This window comes from Stieleria bergensis (assembly GCA_007745635.1).
Lineage (GTDB): Bacteria > Planctomycetota > Planctomycetia > Pirellulales > Pirellulaceae > Stieleria > Stieleria bergensis.
Genome location: CP036272.1, coordinates 693193 through 709413, shown reverse-complemented (window position 1 = coordinate 709413; position 16221 = coordinate 693193). Strand labels below are relative to the sequence as shown.

The following is a 16221-nucleotide window of genomic DNA, read 5'->3' as shown; positions in this document are numbered from 1 at the left end:
ACGCAACCGCGTTGCGGCTTTGGCTGCAATCCATGCGGCAAAACTCAAAGAAACGGATTTTGGAAACATGAATCAAGCGCCCAACGATAAGACTCCCGATGAATCCAACGAGCGGACGAGCAAGCACTTTATCGAACAGGCCATTGATTCAGATTTGGCTGGCGGTCGATTCACCTCCGTCCAAACTCGATTCCCTCCCGAACCCAACGGCTATCTGCACATCGGCCACGCCAAAAGTATCTGCCTGAACTTTGGGCTGGCGCAAAAGCATTCCGGAACTTGCAACCTGCGTTTCGACGACACCAACCCTTCAAAAGAGGAAACCGAATACGTCGAATCGATCATGGAAGACGTCCAGTGGCTGGGCTTTCAGTGGGACAACCTGCACTATACCAGTGACTACTTCGATCAACTCTATGACTGGGCCGAGCGCCTGATCAGCGAGGGCAAAGCCTACGTTTGCGACCTGTCACCAGAGGACACCCGAACGTACCGCGGGACGGTGACCGAACCCGGCGTCAACAGCCCTCATCGTGACCGTTCTCCAGAAGAAAATCTCGATCTCTTTCGCCGCATGAAAACCGGTGAATTCCCCGATGGCAGCCGCACCCTGCGAGCCAAGATTGATATGGCTGCACCCAATTTGAACCTCCGCGACCCGGTGATGTATCGCATCATGCGAGCCCATCACCATCGCACGGGAGACAAGTGGTGCATTTATCCAATGTATGATTGGGCGCATGGGCAAAGTGACTCGATCGAAGGGATTTCCTTTTCCGTCTGCACCTTGGAATTCGAGCAGCATCGACCGCTTTATGATTGGTACTGTAACGCGCTCCAGATCCACCATCCGCGTCAGATCGAATTTGCACGCCTGAACATTACCTACACCGTGCTGAGCAAGCGCAAGCTGTTGCAACTGGTCCAAGAAAATCATGTGACTGGTTGGGATGATCCCCGCATGCCAACCATCAGTGGTCTGCGCCGACGCGGCTACACTCCAGAGGCCATTCGCAACTTTGCTACTGACGTTGGCGTCGCCAAGTTCAACAGCACCATCGATGCGGTGCGGCTCGAAAACGCCGTCCGTGAACATCTCAACCGTATCGCCTCCAGACGCATGGTTGTCTTTGATCCGATCAAACTGACCATCACCAACTGGCCAAAAGGTCATGTTGAAATGATGCAAGCGGTCAATAACCCCGAAGACGAAACCGCCGGAACACGCGAAGTGCCCTTCTCTGGCTCCCTGCTGATTGGCAGCGATGATTTTCGCGAAGAAGCCCCACGCAAGTTTTTCCGCTTAAAGAAAGGCGGCGCTGTGCGACTGCGGGGCGGTTACATTGTTGACTGCCAGGATGTCGTCAAAGACGAGGCTGGAAACATCACCGAAATCCTGTGCACCTACGACCCTGAAACAAAATCGGGACAGGACAATTCCGGGCGAAAAGTAAAAGGCACGATTCACTGGGTCAGCCAGGCTCACTGCCAAGAGATCGATGTTCGCAATTACGATCGACTGTTCTCCACCGAGAACCCCGATCAGGCGAAAGATGGCAAATCGTTTCTCGACAACCTGAATCCTGACTCCCTGAGCACTGTCAGCGGCTTTGCCGAACCAGCCATCAGTGGAGCACAGATCGGCGATCGATTCCAGTTTGAACGCCTCGGCTATTACGTCGTCGATCCTGATACAACAGCAGAGAAACTAATCTTCAATCGCATCGTCCCACTCCGTGATAGCTGGGGCAAAATGGTTGCCAAAGGCAAAGCGAACTAGCAATGCAAGTGCCGAGAACAGGGCGAATGCCGAGGCTGCTGATCAAATGTGGGACGACTTCCAAGCACGACTCGACGCACTGGATCAGCAATCGCGACTGCGGAAACTGACGGCGCGTTCGGCATCCGGAGTCTCGCTTTCGCTGGCTGATGGCACTCCGTTACTGAACTTCGGTTCCAATGACTACCTGGGACTGGCTCATCAACCAGTGCCAGGCAATCATGCGGTCGAACAATCGGCGAAGCGTCTAGCTGATTCAGACGCTTGCCAAGCCGGTTCAACGGCCAGCGCGTTAGTGTGCGGCTGGACGGAGCACCATCAGACGCTGGCGGACAAGATCGCTGCACTTGAAGGCACGCAAAGCGCCGTCGTCTTTCCCACTGGCTTTGCCGCCTGCATGGGAACGATCGCAACTCTTTGTGGACCAAACGACTTGATCCTGAGCGATCAATTGAATCATGCCTCGCTGATTGACGGCTGCCGTTTAAGTCGAGCGCAGTGCGTGGTTTATCCGCATCGCGACGTCGACTTTATCGATGACCACCTGACCCAGCATCGCCAAGCGTACCAACGGGTCTGGATTGTCAGCGATGCCGTCTTCAGTATGGATGGTCATCTCGCACCACTGCCCCAACTGGTCCAGATCAGCAAAACACACGACGCGGACCTGATCGTTGACGAAGCGCACGGGACCGGTGTACTGGGTGATCACCTAAGTGGTGCCTGCGAGGCGCTGGGGGTCAAGGACAGCGTGCACATTCGCATTGGCACGCTCAGCAAAGCTCTGGGAAGCCAAGGCGGATTTATTGTCTGTCCCCAAATTGTCGCTGACTATCTCGTCAATCACTGCCGCACGCTGATCTACAGCACGGCTCTTAATCTGCCCGCTGTGCACGCGGCAATCGCTGCCGTTGATTCATTGCCAGATTGCCAGCAAAGACGCCAGCACGTCTGCGGCTTAGCAGCCCAGTTTCGCAGGTTCTTGGCTGAGACGCGATGGAGCCCTGCAGCCCAGCTAGCAACGACTTTGCCCGAGGGAGGAAGCGGGACAGAGTCAATCACCGCACTGGAAACCGGTGTTCCGATCATTCCGATTATGACGGGAAGTGATGTTGCAACGATCGCCGCAGCGGAAAGCATGCGATCGCTTGGTTTGTATGTACCAGCGATTCGCCCCCCAACTGTGTCTGAAGGACAGGGCCGTTTGCGTGTCTCGTTAAGCGCATTACACAGCCAGGCCGATCTACAGCGATTGATCGATGCTGTGAAACCTCTCTGATTAGGGCTACTTTTCGGGTTTCACTTGACAGTCATCGGTTGTGACCAACTCTTTCCCATAGACCTCAGCCAAGCCTAGCAGCATGACATTCTGTTAGTGGGACGCCGCCTTGTTCTCCAGGGTGGCTTCGCAGTTGTTTCAACCGTTTGGCTGATCTCTGTCGGGCCGTGATCCTGTGGGGCATGCAGGACTTCTCACCCGTAGCGAGCGCCGTTCATTCGGTAATTCGCGAAAAGGCAAGCCGGCCGCGAGGCCGTGCACGCAAAGTGACGGATCTCTTTGGAAACCACTGATTGGCAAAGCTAGGCGTTAAGCCTTCTCTGCGGACAGTGACGGGCGAAGAGATGGCCGCATTACCGAACAAAATTACCCCACACGCGTCAAGTCCGCCCAGGGCAGCCTTGACTTAACGGAGCAGGTCGATGCACCCAGGCGATCCGCAAACAGCTGCTACATCTTTTCCAAGCAACACGGCCTCCTGCATTCGCTGCCTCCCGAGCGCGACGCATGGTATTGCTCCCGTGATTCGTTGCCGATAGGTGCAGATTGCTGTTCTCGCGATCGCCTGACACCGTCGTTCGCGACCGCAACTGATTCATCGTTGATCACCCCACAGACTTTGATCCCACGCAGATGAACTTACTGGAAGAATTCACCAAAGACGAACAGCCGGCGTTGACCGCCGAAACGCTCCAGCAATGGACGCGTGAGCTGGAAGATCTGCGTGCACGGATGCAAGGACAATTACTACAGCTTTCGATCGAGCGTGATGCTTTACGGATTCTGTTGGCCAAACCAGAGCTAACGCCATCGATGGCTGCCTTGGAGGCCGAAGCGGTCACCGACACGACGACCACCACCGACGGAGCAGCGGCGACAGCGTCCAACACGGAGGCTGCAGGAGAGAACCAACCTCAGGCCGACCAAGACACCGCCCCGGTGCCGCTCTCTGCCTGGGGCACTCCAGTCGCCGAACCAGAACACTCCATCGCCCCAGAAGCGGCTTCTGAACAGACAAGTGAGGTTGCCGGTCAACCCACCATTGAGCATCCCGTCGACTTGATTTACCAGAGTCCTCAACCCGCCTGGGACTTGGGCGGCGAGGAATCACAACGTCAAGAAGACTTGGGTGAAACCCCGGAAGAAGCCGACATGATGCGAGTCCTGCAATCACTTCGCAATCTTTCACAATCACAACCTCAAGACAACGTCAAGGAATGAATCGATGGATAGCGTTCTTCCAAAACAATCTCGTATCGCAACACTCAGTGACAAGCACTGCGTGTTCCAATGCGGTGACACGTTATTCGCCTTGCCGGCGACCAGTGTCCGCGAAGTCACCCTGCAACCGCCTATCGTCTCCGTCCCACTAAGCCACCCCTCGCTGGCTGGAATCGGAAATCTACGCAGCGAGTTTTTGCCGATCATCGACTTGGAGTCCTTGATTGGAAATCAACGACCGGTTGTCAAACCCCAAGGACAACTGATTGTGATCGATAGCCCCTACGGATCCTGGGCCATCGCAATTGACCGCGTCATCTCCATTGATGCCATCGAGACTCACATTGATGCAAGCCAGCGCAGTGAAACCAGCACACGGTTTCTGCTAGGCACGGCATCCTATTCAGGCAACGTGCTCAGCGTGCTGGACATCAACAGCCTGGAACGCATCGCTCAAGAAACACTTGAATCTGGTTGGCAGGGAATTGCCAATCAGTCTGCCTCACACGACACCGCCCCATCGTCAGCGTCACAGTGGACTGCCGTATGAAAACTAACATCACTCTTCTCATCAGTCATTCGGCCATCGCCCTCGTCAGCGGTGGCGCCGGTTTTATTGGAAGCCAAGTCGCTCCGGACTACTCCTGGATCATCACCCTGGGAGCTGGCTTGACCGCGGCAGCCATCAGCGCGCTGTTGGTCTCTGGCAAGGTCAACCAGGGCTTGTCACAAATTGCCAAGATGCTGACCGACTTTCAAAATCAGTCGTCGGTTGATTGCGGCATCAGCGAAATTGACCAACTTGGAACCACCCTGCAACACTCCGCTGAACGCTACGAGAAGATCGAAATTGACTCGCGTCGCAATGAGCGTGAACTCAAGAGCATGGTCGCTCGCCTAGCAGAACGCGAAGACATTCATGATGTTGACTTGGGCCAGTTCAAAAACGCACTCGGTGGCGTCGGCCAGTCGTTGCATCAACTGATCTCACAATTGGAATCAGGTGTGGTTGAAGTCAGCCGCAGTCAAGCGGGCAGTCTTCAGGGACAACAGGCTGAGATGGCCATGCGAAGCAATAGCTTGCTGCAGAACCTCTCTGCCGGTATGGAAAAGGTCGCTGAACGATGCCTGCAACTGAGACAACAAATCGGGTCTGCTGAGCAAACCGTTGAACGAGCCATCGAAAAGACCAACAGCTTATCAGAAGCCGTTCAACGGATCCGCGCTTGCAGCGAAAGCAGCAAAAAGAAACTGCGTTCACTTGGCGATCCAACGCGACAGATCAGCAACATTGTCAGCAACATTGCCGACATCGCAGCACGTACCGAGATGCTGGCACTCAACGCATCCATTGAATCCATCCGCGCAGGCGAACATGGGCGAGGCTTTGCGGTCGTCGCTGACGAGGTTCGCAAACTGGCCGAACAAACCGCACACTCCGCAGGCGAAATCTCTGTGCTGGCGGAGTCGTTGGAAATGCAAACCAGCGACTCACTGAACGTGATCAGTCGCGAGCAACGTGAAGTGGATTCCGAAATCGCTGTCGTCGAATCGATCCGTGAAACACTCAATGAGCTGTCTCAAGTCACCAACTCAGGCATGTTTGTCGTCTCTGACTTGTCGCAACAAGGTGAACAGCAAAAAGGTTTGATTCAGGGATTAGCTGGCGGCCTGGAATCGATCAACGCTGCCGGCCAAGCCGATCGCAAACGCTCTGACAGCGCAGCTTGGGCCATTCAAACGTTGGCAAAAACCGCCATCGATCTGGACGTCAATATCCATCGGCTTCGCGGTTGCACGAACCCCAACCTGGAACGCTACCCCGCCCAGCGAAATCAATTGGTTGATCTGGTCCGGGCTCCAGCGGCGACCAGTGAACCCAATGCTGCTCATGATCCCAACGCTCTACCCAGGGAGGGCGTCTAATGACCAGCGAACAACCCTTTCCCGAGAACGACAACACGCTCCATGCCAATGGCGATGCGGCGACCCTGACTGACTTCTCCACAGCGGTCGATCTGCTTAGCGAATTGAGCCAAGCCGGTCTTGAAGACACCGATGATCGGCTGCACGAAGTCGTTGCTCAGCTGAGCTGCCTGGCTGATGCGGTCGACTCTTCGTTGTCAGACTTCAATGATGACGATCCCGAAGTGATTCAAATGGTGCAGTTCGTCGTCAACAGCTGCAGCACCATTCGCCAGGCACTGACTGGGGATGGCAGCGATCCACTGGATAGCGACGAATTGGAATTGCTGCTCGAAGCAATCGAAATCCGTTTGGAATCCGGACTGACCGATCAAGACTTTGACACCGAAAACAACGAACAAGATTCCAGCGAAGGTGACCTTCACGCTCCGAGCCCGGAAGAGATTGCCGCTCTGCTCAGCGGCTTAGGCTCGCCAGCACCCGCTGCAACTCCAGCGGCGGATTCCACAGCCGACGAAGCGCAGGAACTCCAAAGCGACACATTCCATGAACACGGCCTCCCACCGCAGGCCGCTGGTTCAGCAGCGAAATCGGCCGCTGGTTCAGCAGCGAAATCGGCCACTGATTCAGCAGCGGAAATCGAACCCGACGACGCAGAGGAAACAGACGACGAGGCTGGCGAGCACCTCGAAGGCTGGATTCCCACCGGCGATCTCTCTCCGCCACCGGTCGACGAAGTTGAGGTGGATGCTGACCTGTTTGAAGCATTCATGGACGATGCCTCGCGCGGTTTGGAAAACATTGAACAAGCCCTGCTCGACCTCGAATCCAATCCTGGCGATTCCACACAAATCACCATCATCGGTCGCGAGCTGCATACCATCAAAGGAGCCTCCGCCACGGTTGGCTGGGCAAACTTAGCCGCGTTCATTCATGAAGTCGAAGAGCTGATCCGCCGCACCATTGATGCCAATGATGCGATCACATCAGAGCTATTGCTGCCGCATGCCGATGTGATTCGAGCCCGCGTGGAAAAACGCGAGCTTCCCACCGAACAAGCTGCGACTCAGAACACCGTGCCAGCACCTGCTGCCACCTCGGCTGACGCGAGTGCAGTCACAACACCGACTGCTTCGCAAGCCGCCATCCCTGCGCAAGCAGCGGCCCAGCCGGCTAGCAAAGCGGCCAACAAGTCGAATGACGACGAAACCGTTCGCGTCAAAGCCTCTCAGCTCAACCGTCTGATGGACATGTTGAGCGAACTGGTGATGCTGCGAAACCAACGCGACACAGAGATCAGCGAACTGCGATCGATTCACGATGAATTGGTTCATAGTGTGACCCGACTGCGCATGCTAAGCCACGAAGGCGAAGCGATTCTGGCGGCCGACCACGGCTATGATCTCAACCAAGATGACGAAAGCGTTTCGTTCTCACATCTGAACGAAGTCGCCAACGACGTTTTGGATTCAGCGCAGCGCATTCGTGATTGCTACCAGCCGGTGGCCGACGGCAACCAAGCCGTTTCACAGTTCATTCGCAACTTCCGCCTGGAATTGGTCCAACTGCGACGCATGCCGGTTTCGGGTTTATTCCGACGTCTGCACCGAGCGATCAGTGACGCTGCCAAAGCAGAGCAAAAGCAAGTGCGAGTGGAGCTGGTTGGCGAAGACACCGGCATCGAGCGTTCGCTTCAGGAACGCATCTTTGAACCACTGATGCACATCGTTCGCAACAGCGTTAGCCATGGCATTGAAAGCCCGGAAGAACGTGTCGCCGAAGGCAAACTGTCGGCGGGAACGGTCAAGCTACATGCTCACAGCGGCCCTGACTTGCTGGTGATTGAAGTCACCGACGACGGACGCGGACTGAACTATGACGCGATCCGCCGACGTGGCATCGAACGCGGCTTAATTGACCCTGACAAATCGATCAGTCGTGCCGAGTTGGCGCGATTGATCTTCCACCCCGGCTTCTCGACACGCGAGTCGGCCAACCAAATCTCTGGCCGTGGCGTGGGCATGGATGTGGTCGCAACAACACTTGAACGGATGCGAGGCTGGGTCGAAGTCGAATCTGAATACGGCATGGGTTCGACCATTCGGCTCTCGCTCCCGCTGCCATCGATGATTCAACACGCCATGGTCTTCCGCTCCGGTGGGCAACTGTTTGCCTTCCCAGCGCAATCGGTTCGGCGAACCGGTGAATTCACGGCCGATCATTCGCCCATCGATATCAATGACATCTTGGACTTAAGCAATCAGCACGATGTCAATGCGAAGGACTTTAATCGTCGCCCTGCCATCGAATTGGCAACCTCCGCCGCTACCGTTGATGGCGACAACAAAGGCGACATCGCTTTCCTAGTCGATCATGTCTTGGGCCCGGAAGAAGTAGTCGTCCGTCCCATGCCACCGATGTTGAAATCACATCCACTGTGCACCGGAGCCACGTTAAGCGGCATGGGTGAAGTGGTCCTCTTGCTCGACCCACGCCAATTGGTTGACGCCACGAAGTACGGCAGCCAAGTTCAGCGTTTGACCGACAGCTCGCCAGCCGAACAGACTGCTGCCCTGCCACAGGTTCTGGTCGTCGACGATTCAAAAAGTGCACGCTTGGCAGTCAAACGTGCATTAGAAAAATACCCCGTCCAAGTTGTCCAAGCCGAAGACGGTCAACTGGCTTCCGAACTGCTTGCCAAACAGACCTTTGCCACAGTCATCAGCGACATTGACATGCCGCGAATGAACGGCATGGAACTGTTAACGGCAATCAAGAACGAGCCGAAGAACAGAGAGATTCCAGTCCTGATGATCAGCAGTCGCAACAGTGACACCACTGGAAAACAGGCCTGCGAATTGGGTGCGATGGGTTATATCCAAAAACCAATCACTCCCGAACGCTTTGATGAAATCGTTAGTGATCTGCCATGGGCAAACGCAACCGACTGACGACACACTAACTTTTTAATCGTATCACTAAGTTCAAAAACACTTGTAATTTCGTTTCTGAGGAATTGGTTTCATGGCCGAAAAGAAAGTCCTGGTCATCGACGACAGCGCCACCATCCGCAAACTTGTCGACTCACAATTAAGCCCTGCAGGGTACGCTGTTTCACTGGCGCCAACGGCTGAAGATGGGTTGCAAATGGCGGCGGAGATCCATCCTGATCTGATCCTGCTTGACCACCAATTGCCTGGCACAACGGGTTTCGAGGTCTGCCAAGAACTGGCGGCCAGTTCCACGCTGTGCTCGATTCCCGTCGTCGTCAGTTCCACGTTGCGTAAGAAGGCCTACGTTGAATATGCGGACCTGGACAACGTGGTCGACATGTTGCCCAAACCCTACACCGAAAACCTTCTGATCACGACGGTTGAAAACGCGATTGAAACCGCGGCCATGATCGTTGAATCACAAAGTAAAGGTTCCGCCGTTCCGGAAATCATCGGTGACGCCAGCGAACCAGATATCGCCGGTCGCTTTGCCATGTTCGGCATTCGTGAAATCATCGACTTGCTCAACAATGGCAACCAAAAAGGTGTGCTGGAAATTGAAGCCGAGCGGTTGCGTCTGTGGATTTACATCAATGGCGGACGCATCCAGGGCATCACAGCCACTGGCTTGCAACCCGACGAAGTGCAGCAAGCGATCGACCATTTGCCAGAATCACTGAAGAGCTTGGGCGAAGTGCTACGACTGACCATTGCCGGACGGAGCAGTTCAGAGTTCGAAGGCTTCTTGCAGCTGATGGACAAGCGTGTCCTGGACCCAAGACTCACCGCTAAGCTACTGCGTTACCAAGCCGCCACCTTGATGGGGATGGTCAAGAATCGCAAGCTGCTGCTATTCCGATTCAACACCTTGAACGAGATGCCCGCTCTACCGCGTGACCTGCCTCTCGAAACAAGCCTGATGGGTTTATTGGTTGACTACGCGTTGCACTGTGACGCAGCACTGATTCCGCAAGACGATCCAGCGAACCGATACAAACGCGCTGCCGCTCGTGGACAAAACATGGATCGAGCGGGCTTGTCCCCCAAGCACATGAAGATCATTTCGCTACTGACCGAAGAACGCTCGGTCGAAGAATTGACCACCCGAACGGGCTGGGATCGCGAAGAGGTTCGTCGTGTGCTCGCCGGTTTTGTCATGGCTGAAATCCTGGAATGCACTCGCAATGAATCGCAGGGCAGCTTTGTCACCTATGTAACCAATGCCGTGGCCGCTGCCAAGTTACGTGCCGAACTCAAAGCCGATCAATCACCCTACCAGGGCAAGATTGTTCGCGACACGCTGACACTGCAATTGCTACTCAAACGCACCAAGCCGGACGCGGTATTCATCGCGGTTGATTCGCCCGAGTCCTGTGCGCAGGTCCGCGAAGCCTACACCAACGCGGTCGAGGCCTTTGGCACATCCAAGATCATCGCTCTGGCACCAGCACAAGTGGTCAATGATCCCAACACACCATGGCAAGACCTGCTGGGCTTTACTCCCTCGCGACTGATCCAATCCCCCTACTCGCTTGACTCCATCATGCAAACCATGGGAGAGGTTGCTGACTTACCGGCACCAGCCACGGCTTCAATACCCGCCGCTGAAACTGCCGAATTATCGCCCCCAGCTACTGCTGTCGATCCCGCGATCGAAAGCGGTTCCAATCAAGCACCGACTCATCAGTAAGTTCGCATCGGAGTGCATCTCATGACTGCAATCAACACGAAACAACAGTTTACGATTCGCATCCGGCGCAAGGGGTCTGGCGACTCAAAACATGAACTGCAAAGCGGAAGAAGCATCTTCCTGGGCACGGGCGACACCTGCGGCATCAAGGTCTTAGGAGACAATGTTGCTGCGATTCATTGCCTGCTGGCTGTCGAAGACCATGCGGTTTACGTGCAAGACTGGGCGTCACCGACCGGGACGCTCATCAACGGCCGAGTCATCGAAGAGAAAACCCAGTTCAAACCTGGTGACACTCTGCGCATCGGCGACGCCTCACTCAGCCTATTCTCTAAAGCGATTGAAACGGCGGAAATCAGCGACGAAGACGAGGGCCATGAAGAAGCCATCGGCATGGAAAGCCTCGGCTTAGAAGACGCCAAAATCGCCACGGATCAGGCTCCGGTCGCCCCCGACCACACTGACGTGGGGAACTCACTGGTCGATCGACTAAGCGACCTGATTGATGCCACCAAAAACATCGATTCACACGAGGCCGTTGAAACGGGACAGACACCTGAAGAGGCTCCTGCACAGGATTCATTGGCTAACGAAAACCAGAGTGCCGAAACGATCGACGATGAAGTCGAGCCTGCAAAACCAAACACCGGCCTGATGGGGCACGACGCGTTCGAATCGTTGATCGACAACGACTTTGATGAAGACGACGCCTCAACTCTTGAAGACTTCCAGTCAACGAGCTTTGATCGCGATCCGATGGATGCCACCGACTCTGACTCAAGTCCCTTCAACAGCTTTGACTCGTCTGACGATGACAGCTTTGGCCAAAGCGATCACTTTCAGAGCAGCGACGTTGACACCTTGGACCTGAGCAGCGATGACGACACACTCGAACTGAGCAGCGACGCTGACACGTTGGCTGATCCGATCAGTGAATCCGACGAAGCATTGGCGATTTCCAACCCCCACACCCACTCAACCTCCACTTGGCAAGCCGTCGAAGCGACGCCTGGAACACAAGGACTGGACTGGGGCGATCAAGAGGAAAGCGTTGCCCCTGAAGTCGTCGAACTGCTCAAAGCAGAGATTGAGGACTTGCAAGCACAACTGGCCGAACGAGATCTTGAACTGGCGGACTTCGCGGGACTCGATTCCCCGACCAGTGCAACGGCCCATTCACTGGTGGATGCCAACGACCAAAACCCGGAACTTGAAGCTCGGGTCGAAGAGTTGTTGGCGGAACTCGCCGAACACGACGAGCGTGTCTCGACCTTGCAGCAACTCCTCGAAGCTTCGGAAATGCAGATCCAGAATCAGCAAGCCGAACGCGACAGCCTGGAAACGTGGGTCGGCGAAATTGAACAACGGATTGCCGGCCGCGAAAATGAATGGCAGGCCGAAATGGATGCCTTGAAAACTCGCTTGGAGCAAACCACCGAGGAACGCGACCTGCTGGAACGACGCTTAGTGACAGCCGCCCAGCGGATCGGCACCGATGCCCCTGACACGGCGGCGACCGACAAAGCGGTGGAGCAGCTGCAACGCAAAAACCGCAGCCTGCAGTCGGACTTGGATGAATCTCAGAAACGCTGCGCAACGCTCAGTCGTCAAATGGAACGCGCCAAAAGCGAAAGTGAGGAAAAACTGCAGGCCGCAATCGCCGAAGTCGCTCAGGAAAAAGCCGAACTGTCTCGCAAACAGGTCGAAATGCAAAAGCAAATTCATGCCATCGACCAGCCCTCCGAATCCAAAGATGTCTCGGATCGTGAGTTTGCTCATAAGCTGCAGACCCTACGCGAGCACCTTCGCGAGATTCACGAAGAGGAACAGGAAAAAAGTCGTGGAGATTCGCTGTTCCAACGAATCTCTGGACTCTGGAAACGTGTTGATGACGAATACTAATGCAGTGGCGATCTCCCATCGCCATTGCCATGACCTCGTCCCCTTTCAATCGTCTGTGGTGTTGAAACCAATGCCACATTTGCCGATGAAGCCCATGTCTGACTAAAGCCAATGTCTGACCACTCCACACCATCACAACCCAACCAACCCAGTGCTGACGCCAAAAAAGGTTCAAGCATCTGGTCTGGGTTCTGGTCGAAACCGACTCCCGAAGAAGCTCAGCCAGCAGAGGCTGGGAGCGATCATTCGCTGGCTTCGCTAATGGAAACGGTTGGGGAGCTCAAGCGTCAAACAACAGCACAGCAACAACCAGCACAGCAAACAACAGCACAGCAACAAGCAACACCCGAGGCGGTCACCGATGCCTCCGCGGCTCGCGACTTTTCACAGCGATTCATACAGCATCTAGAAACCACCGAAAGTTTGGTGGGAACGGTGGAGCAATTCGCCAACTCTTGGGTTCAACGTGGTCAACTGCTCGTGACCATGTCAAAGTCCATCAACATTGAAAAACAGCAGCTCGAGCAACAGATCGAACAGCAGAACGTCGAGCAGAAGCAGTGGTTGAATGAGTTTCACCGCCGAGAAACCGAACTTGGCGAACAAATGCAACTGGTCACTCAAGCGTGGCTCGAAGTCGAAGATGCGCGACGGCAAGCCTTGCAAGCCGCTCGGCAAGCACCAGCGATTTCGCCCATGCCAACTCACCAGCCCACCGCGGGTGACAATCAGTATGTTGACCCCGCCGCCTTTGCTGGTGCCGGTTCGGATCATTTGACATCCACCGGCCATCCCGCTCAGCCAGGCACGACGCTCCCGGCAGCGTCCCAGTCTTACAACAACCAGCCCTACAACATTCAGCCGGGCTACCCTGGCACTGGCGCAAACAATCAACCGGGCCAGCTCAATCAACCGGGCCAGCCGATCGCGCCCGTGGCACCGCATCAGCACCCTGCCGCAGCAGCGTCCCCCAATCCACAGCCTCCCAGCACCAGTCCTCTTCAGCAGCCCTATTCCCAGGATGGCTACCCTGCGGGGGCGGACCGTCCAGCAGGTGCTCACATGCCTGCGCCTCCGCCGGTTCAAACCAATGCTCCGTTGCCACCGGCTAGCCCGCAATCATGGAACAGCCCGCAACCCCCTTCGATGCCCCAACCACCGGCGGCTTCGTACCCGATGACTCCGGGCGTCCCCAACCCGTATGGGAATCAATCCCCAACCGGCCACAACGAACCTCTGCCGCCCAGCGCCGCAGACCAATCATCGAGCCAATACTCAAACTATCCCTATCCAGGAGCCACACCAACGTCTCCTCAATACCCCCATCGATCCGATGGTTCTTCAACCAACGCATCGGGGGAGTGATCGACCAGTGACTTTAACCAGCATCCTGACCAGCCCCTTCCGACTCTTTCGCCCCTCTGCGCCTAAACCGGCGCCGGAGCCAGAGTTCGCTGTCCCCGTTCTGGACTTCCCTGAAGCACCAGCCGACATTCGACAGCTGATCCGACTGCGTCGTTACGCCGGCATTGTTCGTCCCCGTGATGGCGTCCCCTTTGATGGCGAATCGATGCGATTTGCTTGGAAGGCCATCGAGCACGACATGGCGCTTGTGCCGGCCGGCAGCGTTTCGATGGTGGCCGAATACGCCACCACCACGGACAAAGGATTCGCCTTGCTGCCTCACGCCATCGGACCGACCCCTGTCGAATCGGTCTATATCGATCGCTGGTGCGTCACGAACGCTGACTACAAGCACTTCATTACCGACGGTGGCTATGAAAACCCCAACTTCTGGCCCGAACAAATCGTCCCAACGCTGTCTCAGTTTCGCGACCAAACGCGTCACCCTGGTCCAGCCTATTGGTGTGACGGGCAACCTGCCGCAGGCACCGAATCGCATCCCGTTGTCGGCATTTGCTGGTACGAAGCGAACGCTTATGCCCAGTGGGCCGGTAAACGAATGCCCACCAGCGCCGAATGGCAACGTGCCGCGGTTTGGGAAAACACAAACGCAGAGACCGGCCGCGAACCACGCTACCCCTGGGGCGATTCCTTTGATCCTCAGTATGCCAATATCTGGTCATCCCAGCGTCATGGAACAGCCAGTGTTCAGGAGTTCCTTGAAGGCAATACAACCAGTGGCGTTCGACAGTTGATCGGAAATGTTTGGGAATGGGTCAATACGCAATATGTCTTGGCTGCCACAGACAATGTGCAAGTGCTGAGCAACGAGCCGATGGCGGAGATTCGCGGCGGCGCCTTTGACAGTTACTTCCATACCCACACGACGGCCCAGGCTCGCAGTGCAATGCCCTTGATGACGCGAGTTACCAACCTCGGATTCCGATGCTGCCTGCCAGCGACTGGACTGACGCCGCCTGCGCCGCAACGGCCGACGGACAACCCAACCGAACCGCCATCCACTCACGACGCCTAAGGGCAATGGCTCACCTCGCGATTCGCATCACGTGCAGGCAAAACTCATGAGAACTGAAGACTATTCCACCGCAGTGCTAGAAGCGGAAACCAACCGTTGCATTTGCTGCCAGTCAGCGATCAGCGACCAGAATGATTTCTGTGATCATTGCCACACGCCAACGGAGATCACTCGATCCGTCGGACGACGCCAAAAGGATCCGCACTTTATTTCCATCGTCGGTCCCAGTAACGCCGGCAAAACGGTTTACCTTGGCGTGCTGCTGGACATGCTGTGCGGTGGCTCACAAAACTTGAAAGGCATTCCCAATGGTGCCTTTTCGATTGGGCTCCAGGAAAGTGTCGTGCGTGATCTTGAAGCACGTCGTTTTCCCGGCAAAACGCCCAACGAATCCGACCTTTGGAATTGGCTTCACTGTGTTGTCACCGACAACACTCCGAACGAAGAACGCACCGTTGACTTTGTCGCGCCGGACTTCGCAGGGGAAGCCATTGCGATGGAACTGGAACAGCCCGGCACCTATCCGGCTGTCGAAAACATCATCAAACGCACGTCCGCATTCCTGCTTCTTTGTGACTCCATGGAAGTTCGGGACAACGGCTCTAGCGCAGACTTATTCGCGATGAAACTTGGCTCCTACATCGTGCAAAAACAATCGCTGGCTGCACAGGAAGGAAAGGATGCAATCACCCCTGCGGTGGGCGTGATCTTCACAAAAAGTGACACCTGTCTGGATGCGGAGCAAGATCCCGCCCGATTCTTGGCAAACAACATGCCTCGATTCCGCGACTTCTGCTTTCATCACTTTCCCAAACATGAAGCCTTTAGTGCCAGCATCGTTGGATCATCCGTCTTGCTTGCCGACAGCTACGGCGGCAATGCGCGTGTCCCGTTGCACATCCAACCCAAAGGCGTGATCGAACCTCTCAAGTGGGCCATCCAAAACAGCTGACCAATGGCGCCTCTCTGAGACGCAATGCGTGGCCTTTC

The 16221-nt window shown here is 55.7% G+C and carries 11 protein-coding genes and 1 riboswitch; all 11 genes read left to right on the top strand.

Annotated elements, in window-relative coordinates:
- The first annotated feature begins 67 nt into the window (after positions 1–67).
- Complete coding sequence (locus tag SV7mr_RS02165; RefSeq protein ID WP_145268799.1) at positions 68–1780, top strand: glutamine--tRNA ligase/YqeY domain fusion protein; 1713 nt, start codon at positions 68–70, stop codon at positions 1778–1780.
- A 46-nt stretch (positions 1781–1826) separates the two neighbouring features.
- Entirely contained in the window at positions 1827–3059 is a 1233-nt protein-coding gene (locus tag SV7mr_RS02160; protein ID WP_145268797.1) for an aminotransferase class I/II-fold pyridoxal phosphate-dependent enzyme, read from the top strand.
- A gap of 225 nt (positions 3060–3284) precedes the next feature.
- A riboswitch (cyclic di-GMP riboswitch) is annotated at positions 3285–3420 on the top strand.
- A 272-nt stretch (positions 3421–3692) separates the two neighbouring features.
- Entirely contained in the window at positions 3693–4280 is a 588-nt protein-coding gene (locus tag SV7mr_RS02155) for a hypothetical protein (protein WP_145268795.1), read from the top strand.
- 4 nt (positions 4281–4284) lie between these two features.
- Positions 4285–4830 (top strand): chemotaxis protein CheW, encoded by a 546-nt coding sequence (locus SV7mr_RS02150; RefSeq protein ID WP_145268793.1) that lies wholly within the window; start codon positions 4285–4287, stop codon positions 4828–4830.
- The gene (locus SV7mr_RS02145; RefSeq protein ID WP_145268791.1) at positions 4827–6206 is read left to right on the top strand and encodes a methyl-accepting chemotaxis protein; all 1380 of its coding nucleotides are present in this window, start codon (positions 4827–4829) and stop codon (positions 6204–6206) included. The genes SV7mr_RS02150 and SV7mr_RS02145 overlap by 4 nt, the downstream gene beginning before the upstream one ends.
- Positions 6206–9157: a hybrid sensor histidine kinase/response regulator gene (locus SV7mr_RS02140; RefSeq protein ID WP_145268789.1), complete on the top strand. Its 2952-nt coding sequence runs from the start codon at positions 6206–6208 to the stop codon at positions 9155–9157. Before SV7mr_RS02145 ends, SV7mr_RS02140 begins: the two co-directional genes overlap by 1 nt.
- A 73-nt stretch (positions 9158–9230) precedes the next feature.
- Positions 9231–10889, top strand: a complete 1659-nt coding sequence (locus SV7mr_RS02135) for a response regulator (protein WP_145268787.1) — start codon at positions 9231–9233, stop codon at positions 10887–10889.
- 21 nt (positions 10890–10910) lie between these two features.
- Positions 10911–12791 carry an FHA domain-containing protein gene (locus SV7mr_RS02130; protein WP_145268785.1) on the top strand — a complete coding sequence of 627 codons (1881 nt, stop codon included), beginning with the start codon at positions 10911–10913 and terminating at the stop codon, positions 12789–12791.
- Between the two features lie 111 nt (positions 12792–12902).
- Positions 12903–14156 carry a hypothetical protein gene (locus SV7mr_RS25015; protein ID WP_419187985.1) on the top strand — a complete coding sequence of 418 codons (1254 nt, stop codon included), beginning with the start codon at positions 12903–12905 and terminating at the stop codon, positions 14154–14156.
- 7 nt (positions 14157–14163) lie between these two features.
- Positions 14164–15231 carry a formylglycine-generating enzyme family protein gene (locus tag SV7mr_RS02125; RefSeq protein ID WP_419187984.1) on the top strand — a complete coding sequence of 356 codons (1068 nt, stop codon included), beginning with the start codon at positions 14164–14166 and terminating at the stop codon, positions 15229–15231.
- Between the two features lie 46 nt (positions 15232–15277).
- Positions 15278–16183 (top strand): TRAFAC clade GTPase domain-containing protein, encoded by a 906-nt coding sequence (locus tag SV7mr_RS02120; protein WP_145268781.1) that lies wholly within the window; start codon positions 15278–15280, stop codon positions 16181–16183.
- The last annotated feature ends 38 nt before the right edge of the window (positions 16184–16221 follow it).

Bases quoted from the DNA above. Each gene is read 5' to 3' on its own strand.
- SV7mr_RS02165 (WP_145268799.1), top strand. From the start codon at position 68: ATGAATCAAGCGCCCAACGATAAGACTCCCGATGAATCCAACGAGCGG.
- SV7mr_RS02160 (WP_145268797.1), top strand. From the start codon at position 1,827: ATGTGGGACGACTTCCAAGCACGACTCGACGCACTGGATCAGCAATCG.
- SV7mr_RS02155 (WP_145268795.1), top strand. From the start codon at position 3,693: ATGAACTTACTGGAAGAATTCACCAAAGACGAACAGCCGGCGTTGACC.
- SV7mr_RS02150 (WP_145268793.1), top strand. From the start codon at position 4,285: ATGGATAGCGTTCTTCCAAAACAATCTCGTATCGCAACACTCAGTGAC.
- SV7mr_RS02145 (WP_145268791.1), top strand. From the start codon at position 4,827: ATGAAAACTAACATCACTCTTCTCATCAGTCATTCGGCCATCGCCCTC.
- SV7mr_RS02140 (WP_145268789.1), top strand. From the start codon at position 6,206: ATGACCAGCGAACAACCCTTTCCCGAGAACGACAACACGCTCCATGCC.
- SV7mr_RS02135 (WP_145268787.1), top strand. From the start codon at position 9,231: ATGGCCGAAAAGAAAGTCCTGGTCATCGACGACAGCGCCACCATCCGC.
- SV7mr_RS02130 (WP_145268785.1), top strand. From the start codon at position 10,911: ATGACTGCAATCAACACGAAACAACAGTTTACGATTCGCATCCGGCGC.
- SV7mr_RS25015 (WP_419187985.1), top strand. From the start codon at position 12,903: ATGTCTGACCACTCCACACCATCACAACCCAACCAACCCAGTGCTGAC.
- SV7mr_RS02120 (WP_145268781.1), top strand. From the start codon at position 15,278: ATGAGAACTGAAGACTATTCCACCGCAGTGCTAGAAGCGGAAACCAAC.